Source organism: Gluconacetobacter takamatsuzukensis, from assembly GCF_014174275.1.
GTDB lineage: Bacteria > Pseudomonadota > Alphaproteobacteria > Acetobacterales > Acetobacteraceae > Gluconacetobacter > Gluconacetobacter takamatsuzukensis.
This window is the reverse complement of record NZ_JABEQK010000001.1, coordinates 372,136-389,204: the sequence shown is the minus strand read 5'-3', so window position 1 is coordinate 389,204 and position 17,069 is coordinate 372,136. Positions and strand designations below refer to the sequence as shown.

Genomic DNA, 17,069 nt, shown 5'->3' with positions numbered 1-17,069 from the left:
CTGACAGAAATAGGCCGTTCGCGCCTCAGGACAAGAGCCGCCCCATCATCCGCCCATCGCGCGGGCGACATGCCCCGACAATTGGGCCTGCGTGAAGGGCTTGCGCAGCACCAGCGCATCCTCCGGCAACACGGCATTGTCGGCATAGCCGGTCAGGAACAGGATCCGGGTGTCGGGGCACAGCGCCCCGATCCGGCGCGCCGCCTCCTCGCCGCCCATCTTCGGCATCATGACGTCCAGCACCACCAGGTCGGGCTGGTGGGGCGCCATCGCGGCGATCCGGTCCAGGGCCTCCGCACCGCCGGCCACCTCGATCGCCTCGTGTCCCATGCCGCGCAGGAAACCGGCCGTCACGGTCCTGACCGTATCCTCGTCATCCACCACCAGCACCCGCAGCCCCTCGCGGACAGGCAGCGGGCCCAGCGCCTCGGGCCGATCCAGCGTGGCCGCCGGGCACCGATGGACGGGCAGGTACAGATCCACCCGCGTCCCCTGCCCCGGCGCGCTGGTCACGCGCACGTCGCCCCCCGCATGCCGCACGAAACCATAGATCATCGACAGGCCGAGGCCGGTCCCCCGCCCGACATCCTTCGTGGTGAAGAACGGCTCGAAGATCCGCGCCAGCGTCTCCGGCGCCATGCCGGTACCCTGGTCGGCCACCGACACCACTACATACTCGCCCGGCGGCAGGTCGTCCCGGGGCATGTCGCCCCCGGCCCCCGGCGCATCCAGCCGCGCCACCTGGGTCGAGAGCATGATCGCGCCGCCATCCGGCATGGCATCGCTGGCATTCAGGCACAGGTTCAGCAGCGCCAGTTCCAGCTGCCCGGCATCGGTCCGCACCATCGGCACGTCGCCGGCCGGGTCCGTCATCTCCATCCCGATCTCGACCGGCAGGCGCGACGCCGCACCCTCGCGCCTGCGCGCGGCAACACCCTGCACCAGCAGGTCATGCATCCCGCGCAGCAGGGCGTTCACGTCGACCGGTTGCAGGCTCAAATCCCGTGGCCGGCTGAAATTCAGCAGCCGGCGCGTCAGGTCCGCCCCCCGCCGCGCCGCGCCCATGGCATTTTCCAGCAGACGGGTCGTACGGTCGTCCAGCCCCTCGCCCATATCGACGGCCAGCTCCAGCGACCCCATCACCGCAGTCAGCAGATTATTGAAATCATGTGCGATTCCGCCGGCCATGGTACCCAGCGCCTGCATCTTCTCCGCCTGGCGCAGACGGGCCTCCATCTCCCGCTGGCGGGTGATGTCGCGATTGATCAGGACCGAATACGCCTCCCCCCGGCTGTTGACGCCCAGCCGCGCGCGCGTGAATTCCCGCCAGGTCACGCTGCCGCCGGGGCCGGATACCGGCATCACCTCCTCGTCCCGCCCCTCGGCCTCCAGCCGCGCCTCGGCCGCGCGCAGCGCGGGCAGCAGGGCAGGGTCCGACAGATCCTCCTCGCGCTGGCCGAGGCAGCCGGCCTCGTCCCGGCCATAAAAGGCGGCGGCCTTGCGGTTGATCCGGATGAAGCGCCCGTCCGGGTCCTTGAAGGCCAGCCCCGCGCGCAGGTTCCCCAGCAGGCCGCGCAGCAGCATCCGCTCGGTCTGCAATTCGCCTTCCAGCATGTGGCGATGCGCCGCCTGCACGACCATGGCGCGCAGGGCATCCCCGTCCCAGGGCTTGTGCGAATAGAAGGAAATCCGCCCCTGGTTCAGCGCCGCCGCCACCGCGCCGATATCGGCATAGCCGGTCAGCAGGATCGCCTGCGCGTCGCACAGGCCCCGCGCGCGCGCCAGCATCACGTCGCCGCCCATCTCGGGCATGCGCTGGTCCGACACGATGACATCGACATCCCGCCGCCGGGCCAGGATCTCCAGCGCCTCGACCGGCGAAGTGGTCGAGAGAATGGTAAACCCGTCCTCCAGCAAGTCGGTCAGCGCCACCAGGATCTCGGGTTCGTCATCCACCAGCAGCACGACGGGGCGGTCGGTCACGCCTGCATCTCCGTCATGCCGTGGGCCGGCTCGGCCATCGCCTCGAAATGCGGCTGCCAGGGCACCGAAATGGTAAACACGCTTCCCTGTCCTCCCCCGGCACCCGCATCGGCGATCGTGATCGTCCCGTGATGGGCCTGTACCACGCTATAGGCGATGGCCAGCCCCAGCCCCGTCCCCGCGCCGACGGGCTTGGTGGTGAAGAACGGCTCGAAGATCCGCTCCTTCACCTCGGCCGGAATGCCCGGCCCATTATCCGTCACGATAAAGACATAGGATTGCTCGCCCGTCACCTCGCTCACCCGCAGCTCGGTGCCGATCCGGATGATCCCCCGCGCCGGGCCCGCCGGGTCGCCGCCCTGCCCGGCATCCTCCAGCATGGAATGGATCGCATCGGCGGCATTGCTGATGATGTTCATCATCACCTGGTTCAGCAACGCGGACTGGCAGTACAGCCGCTCGGGCGCGCGATAATCCCGCTCCACAACGATCAGGTTGCCGAATTTCTGCGTCAGCAGGGCCAACACCGTCTCCAGCGCCTCGGGCACGTCGATCACCTGGAACAGCCCCTCGTCCAGGCGCGAGAATTTCCGCAGGTTCAGCACCAGGTTCTGGATCCGCCGCAGCCCCAGGCTCATCGATTCGACACGGTCGCGGCATTTCATCAGCACGGCGTGCCGGGCCCCGTCTCCATCCGTGGCCGGCTCCTCGGCGATCACCTGCGCCAGCAGGCGGGCCACGGTGTCCTTGTGGGCCAGGATAAAGGCCAGCGGATTGTTGATTTCATGCGCGATGCCGGCCACCAGCTCGCCCAGCGACGCCATCTTGGCGGTCTGGACCAGCTTGCCCTGGGTTTCGATCAGCCGGCGATTGGCATCGGCCAGCTCGGCATTCGCCTGCTCCAGCGCCTCGGCCAGCGAGGCCTTGGACGCAATCGCCGCCGCCTCCGCCCGCGCGGCCTCGATCGCGATCTCGCGCGCCTGCCGGTCCAGGTCGATGCGCCGCACATCGTCCTGCAACAGCTTGCGCCGCACCAGCGCGCGAATCCGCAGGGCCAGCACATCGGGCTCGATATCGTCGGCCACGATATCGTCCACACCGGCCTCGAACGCCCGGGCAGGAAAGACCCCGCGCGCCGCCCCCGGCCCGCTCAGCCCCAGAATCCGCGGCGCGCCGCCACCCGCCACCACGACATCCTGCCGCAGATCGTCCAGCTCCTGGCAGAAGGCGATGCCGTCGAACCGGTCGGACACCAGGTCGACCACCACGCAGTCCGGCGCCCGCGCGGGGTCGAACCAGTCGTCCCGCTCCATCGCGCCGGGATAGCCGATCACCGTCACGTCATGCCCGTCATTGCGCATCAGCGCCGCCAGCGCCGCCACCGCATGCGCACGCGCGCCCTCACCGCCGACGATCAGGATCCGCGCACGACGAAACAGCGGGCTGGCATCCCGCTGCCCGCTGCCGGCCCCCGCCCCCTCGCGCAGCAGCGCGCGGATGCGAAACACGATCAGGTCCGGCTCGGCCGATTTGGGAACATACGCGTCGGCGCCGCTCTCCAGCCCCTCGCGCTCCAGCCCCGGCTCGCCCCCCTCGGTCAGCATCAGCACCGGGATCATGCGGGTGGCCGCGCTCATGCGCAGCTGGCGGGCCATCTGCCCGCCATTCATGCCCGGCAGGTGGTAGTCGGCCACCACCAGGTCGGGGATGCGCGTATCCAGCGTATCCAGCGCGGCCTCGCCGCTGGCCACCCGCGTCACCGCGAAACCATGGCCTTCCAGCATCCGCCGTATCCGCAGCGCCTGGGTGTCGGAATCCTCGACCAGCAGCAGCGTCGGCGGCACCGCGTCTGCGGATGCGTCGGTCATGGTCCCCGCCCTTCCATCCCGGCCGCCACCGGCAGGGGCGACGCGGCGGAGGCGACGGCCACCAGATGCGGCGCGATCTGCCCCAGGGGCAGGCTGATCGACGCCCCGCCGATCCGCTCGGCCGCCCCCGGCATCCCATGCACGATCGACGTGCTCCGATCCTCCGCGATCGTATATCCGCCCGCCCGGCGCATGTCGCGCAGCCCCACGGCCCCGTCCTCGCCCATGCCGGTCAGCAGCACGCCGATCGCCCCGGCCCCAACCCGCGCCATCGAGGCGAACAGGGCGGTGGCCGACGGCCGCTGCCCGGCCAGCGGGGCCGCCTTTATCAACCGGATCTCGTCGCCCAGCCCCAGGGTCAGGTGCGCCTCGGCCGGCGCGACATAGACATGCCCCGGCCGCATGATCTCCCCTTGCCGCGCCAGCCCGACCGGCAGCCGGGTCTGGGTATCCAGCCAGGCGGCGAACCCTTCCATGAACCCCGTGCCCATATGCTGCACCAGCAGGATCGGCCACGGGAAGCTGGCCGGCAGCGCACCCATGATATGCGCGAAGGCCTGCGGCCCCCCGGTCGACGCCGCCATGCCGACCAGGCGCGGCCGCAGGCGCGGCGGCGGCGGCGCCGCATCGGGCACGATCGCGCCATAATGCAGCCGATGCCGGATCACCGGCACCTGGCTCATGATGTAGAGCTGGGTCGCGATCGCCGCTCCCCCGGCGGCATCCACCGGCCAGCCGGCCGGCTTCTGCACCACCGACAGCGCGCCGGAACGCAGCGCGTTCATCGAGATCCGCAGCGCCGGATCGGTCGAGGAATCGCTCACGATCACGATCGGCGTCGGGCACTCGGCCATGATGCGCCGCGTGGCCTCCAGCCCGTCCATGCCGGGCAGCCGCACATCCATCGAAATCACGTCGGGCCGCAGCATCGGCACCAGCCGCAGCGCCTCCTCGGCCGTCTCCACCGCCTCCAGCAGCTCAAGCCGCGGATCGTCGCGGATCAGCCGTACCAGCACATGCCGCACCACCGCCGAATCCTCGACGACCAGCACCCTGACGCGCGGCCCGGTCACAGCACACCCCGGATGATGTCCAGCAGCTCGCCCTGCTCGAACCCCTGCTTGGTGACATAGGCCCGGGCCCCGCCCTCCAGCCCGCGCCTGATATCGGCTTCCTCGTTGCGCGACGTCATCAGCACCACCGGAATCCGTGACAGGCGCGGGTCCGACCTGACCGCGTCCAGCAATGCGAAACCATCCATCCGCGGCATCTCCACGTCCGTCACGATCACGTCGATCCGACGCGGCGACCGGTGCAGCAGCGACAGGGCCTCGACCCCATCCGTCGCCAGCAGCACATCATAGCCGTGGGTCTGCAGGATCGTCTTCTGGAGAGTCCGTGTGGTAATCGAATCGTCAACCACCAGAACGACCGGCACCCGGCGCAGCGCCGCCTCCCCGCCCCCCGGCCCCGCATCCTCGGCACCGTCGAAATGCCCGCCGGTGCCGCCCGCCTTCTGCCACCGCTCCAGCAGCGTATCGGGATTGAGGACAAAGACCGGCCGATCCCCGCGCGGCCAGCCGACACCGGGGATCAGCTCGCTGTCCAGCCCGACTGCATCGGCGTCGGAAATATGCAGCACCCGCACCTCGCGCATCCGGTCGACGGCAAACCCGCAGCACCCGCCATCCGCCATGGCCAGCACCACGACCGACAGCGCCCCGTCATGTACCGGCAACGCCGCATCCGGCCGGCCCAGAAAGGCCGCCAGCGGCACCACCGGCACCAGCACGGCCTCCGCGGCCCCGCCCCCCGCCGCGGCCCGCCGCCGGTCGAGGGCGAAATAGGCGCGGCCATCGACCATCCGCACGTCGGCCTGCCGCACCCGCGCCAGCCGCTCGATCACCCGCCCCGGCACGCCCACGGTCACATCCCCGGCCTCGACCACCAGCGTCGTGCGCTGCCGGCGCGAGACCGGAACGGCCATCGTCACCACCGTCCCCCACGGCGCGCCCGCCTCCATGCGCACCGACCCCTGCAAGGCCCGCGCGGCCTCGGCCACCACTGACAGGCCCATCCCCCGGCCGGACAGCCGGTCGGCCGCCGCCCGGGTGGAAAAACCGGGCGCGAACACCAGGTTCAGCAGGGTTTCGGGCAGGCACGGCTCGTCGGGCTGCATCAGCCCCTGCCGGACGGCCCGGGCGGCAATCGCCTCCAGGTCCGGCCCCCGCCCGTCATCGCCGACCGATACCAGCAGGCGCACGCCCAGCATCCGCACCGACAGGGTCAGCACCGGCTCCGCCGGCTTGCCCTCCGCCTGCCGCCGGGCCGGGCTCTCCAGCCCATGGACGATGGCGTTGCGCAGCAGATGGATCACCGGGTCGCGCAGCGCCTGCATCACCCGCCGGTCGGCCCGCACATCCATGCCCAGCAGGCGCACCGTCACCTCGCCGCTGCCATGCTCGCGCGCGATCTGCCGCACCATGCCGGTCAGCGACCCGAAGACCGTCCCGGCAGGCACCAGCGTCACCGCCCGCACCTCCTCGTCCAGCCGCATCATGGCCCGGTCGGCCTGCCCCGCGATCCGCCCCCGCTCGCGCGACAGGGCGGCGAGCGCACGGGTCAGCCGCGCCAGCTCCGCCGCCGGGTCGGTCGTCGGCCCGGCCCGGCGCGCGGCGGCAGCGGTCAGGTCCTCCAGATCGGCCCATAGCCGCTCCTGCCGTTCGGCAATGCCCATCATGTCGTGCACGACACCGACCAGCGCATCCAGGCGCGAAACCGGCACCTGCACATAGCCGGCAGCCGGCTCCTCGCGCCCGGGGGGGCTCGCCGCCCCGTCCTCAGGGCCCTCTGCCGGGTCCGGCATCTCCTGCATGCGGGCATCGATCTGGTCCATGGCGGTACCGATGGCCGCGAGATCGTCTCCCGTCACCGGCTGCTGCCCGTCCAGCAGCCGGAACAGCCGCCCCTCCAGCGCATGGGCGATCGTCTCGATATCGGCGCGTTCCACGACGCGGGCCGCGCCCTTCAGCGAATGCACGCGCCGGAAGATCTCGCTGATCCCCCGCCCATCCAGCGGCCCGGCGGCCAGGATATCCCGCACCACCCGCAGATGGTCGCGATACTCGGCTTCGAAGACCGCCAGAAGTTCCTGTCGCAGAGCCTCCACGGCCGGCCGTCAGGTCCGGTAACGCGCGGAAATGGCCAGGAGCTGGTGCGACAGGCTGCCCAGGTTGCTGGCCGAGGCCTCCAGGTTGCGGGTCCCCGCCGCCGTCTGCTGGCTGGCCTGGCGGATGCTCTGCAACGCGGTCATCACCTGCTCGATGCCGATCTGCTGCTGGTTGGTCGAGGCCACGATCTGCTGGAACGCATTCACCCCTTCCTCGATACCGCCGGTCATGCGCTCGATGGTGCGATAGGCGATATCGGTCCGCTCCTTGCCCGCCGAAACGCGCTTCACCGCCTCCTCGGTCAGCATGACCGAGGTATTGATGCCGCGCTGGATGTCGCCGAGGATCGAGCGCACATGCTGCGTGGCATCCCGCGACTGGTCGGCCAGGATCTTCATCTCGGCCGCGACCACGGCGAAGGACCGCCCATGCTCGCCGGCGGCGGCGGCCTCGATAGCCGCATTCAGCGCCAGCAGGTGCGAGCGTTCCGACAGGTCGTTGACGGCGGTGATGATCTCGCTGATCGCATCCGTCCGCTCCGACAGCGCGACGATGTTCGAGGCCACGGCCTCGGCCCCTTCCTGCGTACGCTCCATGGCCCGCGCGGTCTCCTCGACCGCCTCCAGCCCGCTGGCCGAACTGTGGACGATGGTCTCGGCCGACGAGATCACCTCCCGCGCACGCTTGCTGATCTGCGCGCCGGAATGGGTGATCTGGTCCACCGTCGCCGCCGTCTCCTGCACGGCCGCAAACTGCTCCTCCACGCTCGCCGCCTGCTGCTGGGCAGAGGCCCGGATATCGGCCACCGCCGCATCGAGGTTGCGCGTGGCCTCGCGGCTCTGCTGCGCGATCTCGCGCAACCCGTCGATCATCCGGTTCAGCCCGCTGGCCAGCCGCTCGAACTCGTCCCGTCCCCCGCCCGAGCCCCCGACCGTCACATGCGTCGACAGGTCCCCCTGCCCGACCAGCTCCATCACCCGCATCAGCGCCGCCAGCGGGGCCAGGATCGACCGCCGGGTCCAGAAGGTCACGGTCAGCGCGACGATGACCGCCACCGCCAGCCCCAGGATCAGCGAGCGGCGGCTGAATTCATACAGCGCGCTGCTCTGCGTCTCGCCGGCCTGCACGCCGCCATCCAGCGTGGTCCCGGCCTCGGAAATCAGCCGGTCGATGGTCTGGTCCCGCGTGTCCGAGCGCGCGGATTGCTGGCGCACCGCCGCGTCGTCGCCCTGATGGATCGCCGCGAACAGGTCCGACGCCGCCTCGGCATTCTGCCGCGCCTGGTCCAGCGCCTCGTGCAGGCGGGCCGAAATGGTGGCGAACATGGCCCGCCGCGCATCGATCCGCGCCTCGTCGTCGGCCTGGCTGGCGGCGGCCATCGCCTGCACCAGCGTATCCTCGGCCTGCCGGTCGATCCCTGTCCAGTCCGCGACCGCCGCATCCAGCATCGCCGGGTCCTTCTGGTAATCCCGGGCATAATAATGCGACAGGATCGACAGCCGCCGCGCCACCAGGTCGTTCTCCAGCACCCGCAGATGGTTCAGATGCCGATAGACGAGCAGGTCCCGGGTAACGATCACCGTCATCTCGTCGCGGACATTGCGGATCTGCCCCAGCGCATACACGCCGATCGACACCATCAGCATCACGCCGACCAGAAACCCGAACAGAAGACGATTGGCGATTGTCACGACAGGTCAGACTCCGAATGGACGCGCGGCAAACAGGCGGGCAGGGTCCAGCGCCGCGACCAGCCGCCCGTCCGGCAGGGCCGCCATCGGGTGACCCGGCACGGATGCGGCGGCGGGCGCCCCCACGACATCGTCCACCCCCAGCGTCCGCCCGGCCAGCAGCGCGATCCGCGCCACCGGCAGGCCGGCCACCGGGCGCAGCAGCGCCATGGCCCCGGCATGATCCATCGGCGCCCCGCCCAGCAGAACCGACAGATCGATCACTGTATACAGATGGCCGACATAGCCATAGACGCCCCGCACCGAAGCCGGGCAGTCGGGGCGCCGGGGCATGGCGCTCCAGGCCGGCTCGGCCATGCGCAGCACATGATGCAGGTCGATGGCATAGATCTGCCCGCCCACGTCCAGGATCACGGCCGCCCGCCGCCCCGCATCGTCGGCCGGCGCATATCCGCGCGCGGCCAGCAGCCGCGCCCGCTCCGCCATCACCCGGCCCGCATAGCGCGCCGCGGCGTCATCCCCATCCCCCGCAGCCCCGGGCATGATACCCCGACCGGTCAGGACACGCTCCGCGCCAGCAGCGACGACCCGTGCGCGATCGTCTCGTCGCCATCCGCAGCGCCATCCCCGCCGACCAGCCGCAACAGCCCGGCGACGGTCAGCCCGTCCCCATCCGGCACGGTGGCGCCGGGCGGAAGCCGATGCAGCAGGGTCCGCGCCTGCCGCAGCATCCGTTCGGCCTCATCCTCCTCCCCGGCATCGCGCAGCAGCCGGGCGAGATGGACATGCGCCATGACATGCTCGCGATCCAGATAGAGGGTCCGCCGGAACCCCTCCCCGGCGGCCACCGCGTCCTCCGCCAGTACGCCCGACAGAAAATGCAGCCCGGCATCCAGCGGATAAAGGTCCAGCGCCGCGCGGCAACCGGCGCGCGCCTCGGCCACGGCCCCCCGGTCGGCCAGCACCCGCACCTCGGCCCGCGCCAGTCCCGCGTCGGCCCGGGCGACGATATCGGGCGTGCGCGCCCTTGCCGGCCGAAACGGCGCGGTCAGCGAAAGACGCGTCCCGGACGCGCGGGAAAGCACGCAGCGACGCGGCGCGGCCGGCCCATGCCGCGACCCGGCGGCGCGAAACGCCACCGTGCCGGCAAAGGTCACGGTCTCCAGAAAATCGCCGCATTCCCCGATCGGGTCCGAATGCCCCAGCAGCAGCCACCCCGGCGGCGAAAGCCGCTCCGCCAGCGCCCGCACCAACTCCAGCGCCCGCGTCGCCTCGAAATAGAGCAGCACGTTGCGGCACAGGATCAGGTCGAACGGCCCGGCAGGCCCCCCGCCCGACGGCAGGTCCATGATGTTCCCGTATTCGAAGCGCACCATCCGGCGATAGACATCACGCAGGATCCAGTGCCGCCCGCTCGCGGCAGGGCGAAACCATTGCCGCCGCTCCGACGCCCCGACATCGCGCAGCGACCACGCCCCATATTCGGCGGCCCGCGCCCGCTCCAGCGCCTGGACGCTGATGTCGGTGCCCAGGATATCGACGGTCCAGTCCAGCTCGCCCCGCGCCCGCAGCAACCGGTGCAGCAGAATGGCCAGCGAATAGGGCTCGGCACCGTTGGAACAGCCGACGCTCCAGATCCGGATGGTGCGCCGGGGCCGCAGCCGCGTAATCAGGTCGGGCAGGATCGTACGTTCCAGCGCATGGAACTGCTCGGCATAGCGGAAGAAGAACGTCTCGCCGATCGTCACGGCCGATTCCAGCGCCCGCCACTCGGCCTCGCCCGCCGACTCGTCCGAAAGCCGCGACAGGTAATCCATCGGGCAGGCGCAGCCACAGGCCTCCATGCGCCGCTGCAGCACCATTTCCAGCAGGTCCATCTTGTCGGCGTAATAATGCAGCCCGGTCCGCGCGACGATCCGGGCGGCCAGCCGTTCCAGGACACGCTGCCGGTCAGTCATCCGCGCGCTCCCACAAGGCGTCGCGCAATGCCGCCTCCAGGGCCAGGGCCTCGATCCGCTGCCGTTCGCGTTCCATCAGCAGCCGGTCCGGATCCATCAGCAACGCGGTCATTCCTCCGGCCAGTTCGACGTCCCCCACCAGCCAGCCGCCTTCCGGCATGCTGTCGGCGGGCAGTGCCGTCACGCCCCCTGCCATCTGCCGCACATCCAGCACGCTGTCGACCATGAAGGCCACCTTCATCCCGGCAGCCGGACCGCACAGCAGCAACGGGCGGTACAGCATCGCGGCATCGTCCGGCGGGTTCCACCCCCGCAGGCCCAGCAGCACCGCAAGGTCGATCGCCACCACCCGTTCGGCACCCAGCCGAAAAAACCCCAGCACCGGCGGCGGCGTCCCCGGGGGGCGCACAAGTGCCGGCATGGGCATGCACTCCCGCACCGCGGACGCGGGCAGGCCGTAGCATGTATCCACGAGACGGAAGATGACGACGGCCACTGACACCGGGGCTTTGCTGCCTTCCACCCGAGCCGGTCCGGCAATGCCGTTCCGGCGCGTTCCCTGCCTGCTTTTCTTCCCGAAGATTGCATTTAATACAAGTGACGGCTACCTCCGGCAGGGATGCGTACCCGGCAGATCGGGCGCGCCGCAGCCGCCGCCGGAGATCCGACCGTCATGGACAGTTTCAATTCGGGCCGCGCTACCGACCGATTCCTTCCGTCCCGCCAGGACGGATCGCAGCGCTTCCCCTTCGCCCGCATCGCCCGCGTGGCGATATGCGCCGTCTTCTACGGGCTTTTCTATTTCGTCCAGCAGGTCACGGAACTGATGGCCCCCCTGGTGCTGATCCTCGGCGTGGGCTGGGCCGCCCTGCCCCATATCGTCGGCGCCATCGGCACCAGCGCCGCCTCGGCCGATCCGCAGACGCGCGACATCGTCACCCATGTCGCCGGCACCATCCCCCACCAGGTCATCATCGGCTCGCACGTCATCACGGCCGATTCGCTGGTGGTCGACGGGCTGCTGATGATGGCGGCGGCGGCACTCTGCGCCACGCTGGCCGCCGTCGCGGCCCGCGAGATGTGACGCACCGCCTGCCCGCCCCCCACCCGTGATCCGGCTCCGCGACGTCGGTTTCCGCTACGATGCCGGCGGTGCCAACGGCACCTCGGCCCCGGTCGCCCTGCGCCAGCTCTCGTTCGAGGTCCCGCAGGGCGGTTTCCGCTGGCTGCTCGGCCCCTCGGGCGCCGGCAAATCCAGCCTGCTGCGCCTGCTGGCGCTGGGCGCGCGCCCGACCTCCGGCATGCTGGAAATCCTGGGCAGCGACATCGGCCACGCCAGCCGCACCGCGCTGGCGCGCCTGCGCCGGCGCATCGGCGTGGTGCACCAGGATTTCCGGCTGCTGCCCGACCTCCCGGTCTTCGACAACATCGCCCTGCCCCTGCGCCTGCAACACCGGCCGGAGGACGAGGTACATGACGAAGTCCACGCGATCCTCGACTGGGTCGGCCTGGCCTCCCGCGCCGAAGCCCGCCCGCCCCAGCTTTCGGGCGGCGAGCAGCAGCGCGTGGCCATCGCCCGCGCCGTGATCCACCGCCCGGCCCTGGTCCTGGCCGACGAACCCACCAACGCGCTGGACGAATACCAGGCCAACCGGCTGATGGAACTGTTCCGCGACCTGTCGGGCCTGGGCACCACGATCCTGGTCGCCACCCATAACGACGCGCTGATCCGCCGCTACCCGGCCCACGAGCTGGAACTGGCGCAAGGCAGGCTGGTACGCAATGGCTGACCGGGACCGGGCGGCACGGCCGGGCCTGTTCGCCCAATGGCACCGCGCCCGCCGGGCCGACGGGCTGGCCCTGCGCCGCGCCCTGCCCGACCGGCTGCTGCCCTTGCTGGTCGCCGCCATGGCGGTCCTCGCCGCGCTGGCACTCGCAGGTGCCACGGGCGCGCAGATCCTCTCCGCCCGCTGGTCCAGCGGCGCCGCCTCCATGCTGACCATCCAGATCCCCGATCCGGAGGCCCCGGCGACGGCGAAAACCACCCCGCCCCTGACCCGCGCCGACGCCGTGCTGGCCGCCCTTGCCGACACACCGGGCGCCGCGCGCGTGCACCGGCTGGACAAGGCGGAACTGGCAACCCTGCTGGCCCCCTGGCTGGGGCAGCAGAACGATTTCGCCCTCACCCTCCCCGCCATCGTCGAACTGCACATGCAGGCCGCCCGGCCTGCCGATGCCGACGCCCTGGCCCGCCGGCTGGCGGCCACCGCCCCCGGCACGCTGGTCGAACGCAATGCCGAATGGGGCGAGCGCCTGGGCCGCCTGGCCGACAGCCTGCACAGTTGCGCCCTGCTGGCGGTGGCGATCGTGGTCGGCATCGCGGTGGTGCTGATCGCGGCCACCACCCGCGCCGGGCTGGCGGCCCGCCGCCTGCCGATCGAACTGATCCACGCCATGGGCGCGACCGACGGCTATATCGCCGGCCGCTTCGCCCGCCGCACGGCCCTGCTGGCCTTCATCGGCGGCCTGGCCGGCAGCGTGCTGGCACTCCCGCTCCTGGTGCTGCTGTCGCGCGTGGCCGCCCCCTTCGCCACCTCCGCCACGCCGCCGCCCACCCCGACAGCGGACTGGGCGACAGGCTGGACAACCCTGGCCCACACGCTGCCCACACCCCTGGTCGCCACCCTGCTGGCCCTTGCCCCCGCCGCCGCGCTGATCGGCTGGCTGACCACCCAGGCCACGGTGCGCGCCTGGCTGCGAACCCTCCCGTAATGAGGCAGCGGCGGCATGGCGGCACGGCCCGACGATTCCTCCACGGCACGCTGGCCGGGCTGCTGGGCTGCATGCTCCTGTGGGGCGCAGGCTTCGCCTGGTTCGTCCACGACGCGCTCAAGGCGCCCGGCCGCCCCCCCATGGCCGACGGCATCGTGGCCCTGACCGGCGGACAGGGGCGGATCGAGGCCTCGCTGCGCCTGCTGGCCGACGGCCGGGCCCGGCAATTGCTGATCTCCGGCGTCGCCCCCCACGCCACCATCGCCAGCGTCGCCGGCGCCCTCCAGCCCGACCTCGCGGCCGGCCTGCCCCCCGGCATCTGGCAGCAGGTCACGCTGGGCCGGCACGCGACATCGACCATCGGCAATGCCGACGAAACCGCGCAATGGGCCCGCGCGAACGGCCTGCACTCGCTGATCGTCGTCACCGCCGGCTACCATATCCGCCGCGCGATCATGGAAATCCACCGCACCCTGCCCGACGTGGCGCTCACCCCCTATGCGGTCCGCCCGCCGGCCCTGCGCTCGCCGCTGCGCGGCTCCTCCCTCCGGCTGATGGCGACGGAATACGACAAATGGCTCATGGCCGGGCTGGGCCTGGCCCGCAACATGGCCACCAGGGGCCAGACCTGACGGCGGGCAGCCCCCATCTTCGTACCCTTGTCTCGGGGCCGTTTTTCTGATGTACGCCGCCCCATCGCACGCCTGTCGTGCCCGACCCGTCCGGAATGTCCCCGCCAGCCATGATTTTCGTCCGCGCGTGCCTGTTCAATTTGTATTTCGTCCTGCTGACGGTCGCGATGGGCATCGCCGCAATGCCCATCCGCCTGTTCGCCCACCGCTACGCGCTGTCCTACGCCAAATTGTGGACCCGGCTCTCGGTGGCGGGCCTGTGCCATATCTGCGGCATCCGGGTCGTGGTGACGGGCCGCGAACACCTGCCGGCCGGCCCCTGCCTCCTGGCCTCGCAGCACCAGTCGGCCTTCGACACGCTGGTCTGGATGAACCTGGTCGATCGCCCGGCCTATGTGATGAAGGAAGAACTGACGCGCATCCCCCTGGTCGGCCCCATGCTCCTGCTGGCGGGCATGATCCCGGTCCGCCGCGCCGACGGCGCCAAGGCCCTGCGCGCCCTGCTGGCCGCGACGGGCGAGGCCGCGACCGACAGCCGGCAGATCGTGATCTTCCCCGAAGGCACCCGCACCCAGGCCGGCGAAACCCGGCGCCTGCACCCCGGCATCGTCGCCATGGCCACCCATACCGGCCTGCCCATCGTCCCCGTGGCGACCGATTCCGGCCTGCGCTGGTCGCGCAACGCCTTCGTCAAGCGTCCGGGCCCCATTCACATCGCCATCGGCCCAGCCCTGCCCTCCGACCTGGGCAAGGCCCGCATCCTCACCGAAATCACCGCCCGCTGGCAGGACCTGTCCAACCGCTTCGGCAGGATCGAGGACGCGAACAAGCCTGTGGATAACTCTGTGGGCAGTCAAACCGGTCACTCGGCGGGCCTGTGAGTGTCCGTTTGACCTCAGCCGCGCCACCCTCCGCCATCCCCGGACTCCATGCCGCGCCGCCGGGCACCGGATGGCGGAAAAACGCGCAATAACATATTAAACTTACACCCGTTTTTAACATATTTTCCCGACCGTCCCGGTGCCCGTGCCCTCTGGTGGTCCGTCCCGGCACCGCTCCACACCCCCGGCTGGCCCGAACTGTGGATAAATTCGATCCCCCGCTCTTTTCCCCGCCGGCCCGACTCCATGAAAGATTTGTGAATCAATCTGTTCCCGGCCGTCCGGAAAGTGCCTTATCAGGATCGACATGCCACCGCCCTCCCCCCAGCCCGCACGCCGACGCCCTTCCGGCCGGCGCAGATGGCCACGCCGGGCCGCCCTCGCCCTGCTCGGCCTCGCGGTCGTCGACGGCCTCGCCTGGCAGGCGGCACAAGGCGAACTGGACCGGATGCTGGCGCACTGGAGCACGCAGTTACGCCACCAGGGCTGGACTATACGCCCCGGCCAACCCACGCGCGGCGGCTCCCCGCTGACGGCCCGCCTCACCCTGCAGGACCCGCGCCTCGATGGCCCGGTCGGCAACCGGACCATCGCCTGGGGCGCCACCAGCCTCACGCTGTCGCTCTCCCTGCTCCATCCGCTGACGGTCCGGATCGGCCTCGACGGCACTCAGGCCGCGCGTCTCACCGGCCCCTATACCGCCCAGGCAGTCCGGATCCAGAGCGAAAACGCCCGCCTCTTCATCCCCCTCGGCCTGCCGCCCGGCGCGGCAACAGGCCGCGCGGCCTGGGCCGCCCGCACGCTCGCCCTCCAGATCCTGCAATCCGATGGCCGCACGACCGACCTGACACTGCACGACCTGCACGGCCACGGATTATGGAACGACCATGCCGGCCCCGACGCCAGCCGCCTGGCCCTGACCGCCAGCGCCACCGCGATCGACCTGCCCCCCACATGGCCCCTGCCCCCGGCCCCGACCGATGCCCACCGCCTGTCCGATGCCGGCCTGACCCTCTCCCTCCCCGGCGGCGCGGACACCCCCGTGCTGGTGCAGGCCCTGCACGCGCGATGGACGCATCTGTCGCTGTCGGTCACGGGCAACGCCCACCTCTCGCCGGCCGGCGGCCCCGAGGGCACGTTCACCCTCTCCGTCGCGGGCATCGGCCACACCGTCCGGACGCTGGACCAGGCCGGCACGCTGTCCCCGGACCTCGCCCGCGCGGTCACGGCGCTCGACCGGCTGGCCGCGGGCTATCCGGCAACCGCCCCAGCCCAGCCCGACACCCCCGCCCTCACCGACCAGCCGCTGAGCCTGCCCCTGCATCTCAGCGCAGGCATGTTCTATATCGGCGCCCTGCCGCTAGGCCACCCCATGGACTGGATCCGGTAGAACGCCGTTTCCGAAAAAGCGGCCCTCACCCCCCCACGGCGGGCGGCGCGGCCAGCGCGGCCCGCAGGTCGGCCACCTCGCGGCGCAGGCGCAGCACTTCCTCTTCCACGCTCTCGCCCCCCTCGGGCGCGGCCTCGCCCGCCAGCCCCACCATCCCGGGCGCCGCCCCGGGCCCGTAGAGCGAGGCGAACATCGACATCGCCCGGTCCATCATCTCGATGTCATGCCGGCCGAGCTGCTCCATCCCGGGGGGCAGGAACGCCTCCATGGTCCGCTGCATGGTGGTGCGGATCTGGTGATGGTTGGCGGTAAACTGCTCCATCATCTGGTCCAGATATTCCGGGACCAGCCCCTGCATGCTGTCGCCGTAGAAGCGGATGATCTGCCGCAGGAAGCTCGCGGGCAGCATGGCCCGCCCCTTGGTCTCTTCCTCCATGATGATCTGGGTCAGGACGGCACGGGTGATGTCGTCGCCCGTACGGGCATCGAAAATCACGAAATCCTTGCCAGAACGAACCATATCCGCCAGCGTGTCGAGCGTGATATAGATCGAGCGTTCCGTGTCGTACAAACGTCTGTTTGCGTATTTCTTGATGACGATCGGGGCGCACGGGCGACTGGCATCCGGCAATATACCCTCCATCAACGGGCTGGGCCGGCAGGTGGCCGGGGCATGAAACCAACCGCCGGGCAAGCGCCGGCGAAACAACACGAAAACGACCAT

15 protein-coding genes are annotated in these 17,069 nt (G+C 70.8%); 6 read left to right on the top strand and 9 right to left on the bottom strand.

The window, feature by feature from the left end; all coding sequences use genetic code 11:
• Positions 1–45: 45 nt before the first annotated feature.
• The 8 genes from HLH27_RS01745 to HLH27_RS01710 are packed head-to-tail and all read right to left on the bottom strand — an operon-like array spanning position 46 to position 11,166.
• Positions 46–1,983, bottom strand: coding sequence for a response regulator (locus HLH27_RS01745; protein ID WP_182947353.1), 1,938 nt, complete (start codon positions 1,981–1,983; stop codon positions 46–48).
• Entirely contained in the window at positions 1,980–3,851 is a 1,872-nt protein-coding gene (locus HLH27_RS01740) for a response regulator (protein ID WP_182947352.1), read from the bottom strand. The genes HLH27_RS01745 and HLH27_RS01740 overlap by 4 nt, the downstream gene beginning before the upstream one ends.
• Positions 3,848–4,924, bottom strand: a complete 1,077-nt coding sequence (locus HLH27_RS01735; protein ID WP_338029813.1) for a chemotaxis protein CheB — start codon at positions 4,922–4,924, stop codon at positions 3,848–3,850. Before HLH27_RS01735 ends, HLH27_RS01740 begins: the two co-directional genes overlap by 4 nt.
• Positions 4,921–7,020: a response regulator gene (locus tag HLH27_RS01730; protein WP_182947351.1), complete on the bottom strand. Its 2,100-nt coding sequence runs from the start codon at positions 7,018–7,020 to the stop codon at positions 4,921–4,923. Before HLH27_RS01730 ends, HLH27_RS01735 begins: the two co-directional genes overlap by 4 nt.
• 9 nt (positions 7,021–7,029) lie before the next feature.
• Complete coding sequence (locus HLH27_RS01725; protein WP_182947350.1) at positions 7,030–8,712, bottom strand: methyl-accepting chemotaxis protein; 1,683 nt, start codon at positions 8,710–8,712, stop codon at positions 7,030–7,032.
• 6 nt (positions 8,713–8,718) lie between these two features.
• On the bottom strand, positions 8,719–9,255 hold the full coding sequence (locus HLH27_RS01720) for a chemotaxis protein CheW (RefSeq protein ID WP_182947349.1): 537 nt from the start codon (positions 9,253–9,255) through the stop codon (positions 8,719–8,721).
• 14 nt (positions 9,256–9,269) lie between these two features.
• On the bottom strand, positions 9,270–10,670 hold the full coding sequence (locus tag HLH27_RS01715) for a CheR family methyltransferase (protein ID WP_182947348.1): 1,401 nt from the start codon (positions 10,668–10,670) through the stop codon (positions 9,270–9,272).
• Positions 10,663–11,166 (bottom strand): chemotaxis protein CheW, encoded by a 504-nt coding sequence (locus HLH27_RS01710; RefSeq protein ID WP_338029821.1) that lies wholly within the window; start codon positions 11,164–11,166, stop codon positions 10,663–10,665. Before HLH27_RS01710 ends, HLH27_RS01715 begins: the two co-directional genes overlap by 8 nt.
• Before the next feature lie 177 nt (positions 11,167–11,343).
• Here HLH27_RS01710 and HLH27_RS01705 point away from each other — a divergent pair, with 177 nt between their 5' ends.
• The 6 genes from HLH27_RS01705 (at position 11,344) to HLH27_RS01680 (ending at position 16,345) form a co-directional block, all read left to right on the top strand.
• Positions 11,344–11,754, top strand: a complete 411-nt coding sequence (locus HLH27_RS01705) for a hypothetical protein (RefSeq protein WP_182947346.1) — start codon at positions 11,344–11,346, stop codon at positions 11,752–11,754.
• Positions 11,755–11,779: 25 nt separating this feature from the next.
• A complete protein-coding gene (locus HLH27_RS01700) occupies positions 11,780–12,460 on the top strand; it encodes an ATP-binding cassette domain-containing protein (protein WP_182947345.1) in 681 nt (226 codons plus the stop codon).
• On the top strand, positions 12,453–13,442 hold the full coding sequence (locus HLH27_RS01695) for a cell division protein FtsX (protein WP_182947344.1): 990 nt from the start codon (positions 12,453–12,455) through the stop codon (positions 13,440–13,442). Before HLH27_RS01700 ends, HLH27_RS01695 begins: the two co-directional genes overlap by 8 nt.
• A complete protein-coding gene (locus HLH27_RS01690; protein ID WP_182947343.1) occupies positions 13,442–14,074 on the top strand; it encodes a YdcF family protein in 633 nt (210 codons plus the stop codon). The genes HLH27_RS01695 and HLH27_RS01690 overlap by 1 nt, the downstream gene beginning before the upstream one ends.
• Before the next feature lie 110 nt (positions 14,075–14,184).
• On the top strand, positions 14,185–14,955 hold the full coding sequence (locus HLH27_RS01685; RefSeq protein ID WP_182947342.1) for a lysophospholipid acyltransferase family protein: 771 nt from the start codon (positions 14,185–14,187) through the stop codon (positions 14,953–14,955).
• A 307-nt stretch (positions 14,956–15,262) separates the two neighbouring features.
• Complete coding sequence (locus HLH27_RS01680; protein ID WP_182947341.1) at positions 15,263–16,345, top strand: DUF2125 domain-containing protein; 1,083 nt, start codon at positions 15,263–15,265, stop codon at positions 16,343–16,345.
• Between the two features lie 25 nt (positions 16,346–16,370).
• Here HLH27_RS01680 and phaR read toward each other — a convergent pair whose 3' ends face one another.
• Positions 16,371–16,988: a polyhydroxyalkanoate synthesis repressor PhaR gene (phaR, locus tag HLH27_RS01675; RefSeq protein WP_182947508.1), complete on the bottom strand. Its 618-nt coding sequence runs from the start codon at positions 16,986–16,988 to the stop codon at positions 16,371–16,373.
• Between the last annotated feature and the right edge of the window lie 81 nt (positions 16,989–17,069).

Excerpts from the sequence above, each read along its gene's own strand:
- HLH27_RS01705 (WP_182947346.1), top strand. The coding sequence starts at position 11,344 with ATGGACAGTTTCAATTCGGGCCGCGCTACCGACCGATTCCTTCCGTCC.
- HLH27_RS01680 (WP_182947341.1), top strand. The coding sequence starts at position 15,263 with ATGCCACCGCCCTCCCCCCAGCCCGCACGCCGACGCCCTTCCGGCCGG.
- phaR (WP_182947508.1), bottom strand. The coding sequence starts at position 16,988 with ATGGAGGGTATATTGCCGGATGCCAGTCGCCCGTGCGCCCCGATCGTC.
- HLH27_RS01720 (WP_182947349.1), bottom strand. The coding sequence starts at position 9,255 with ATGCCCGGGGCTGCGGGGGATGGGGATGACGCCGCGGCGCGCTATGCG.
- HLH27_RS01715 (WP_182947348.1), bottom strand. The coding sequence starts at position 10,670 with ATGACTGACCGGCAGCGTGTCCTGGAACGGCTGGCCGCCCGGATCGTC.
- HLH27_RS01740 (WP_182947352.1), bottom strand. The coding sequence starts at position 3,851 with ATGACCGACGCATCCGCAGACGCGGTGCCGCCGACGCTGCTGCTGGTC.
- HLH27_RS01685 (WP_182947342.1), top strand. The coding sequence starts at position 14,185 with ATGATTTTCGTCCGCGCGTGCCTGTTCAATTTGTATTTCGTCCTGCTG.
- HLH27_RS01695 (WP_182947344.1), top strand. The coding sequence starts at position 12,453 with ATGGCTGACCGGGACCGGGCGGCACGGCCGGGCCTGTTCGCCCAATGG.
- HLH27_RS01690 (WP_182947343.1), top strand. The coding sequence starts at position 13,442 with ATGAGGCAGCGGCGGCATGGCGGCACGGCCCGACGATTCCTCCACGGC.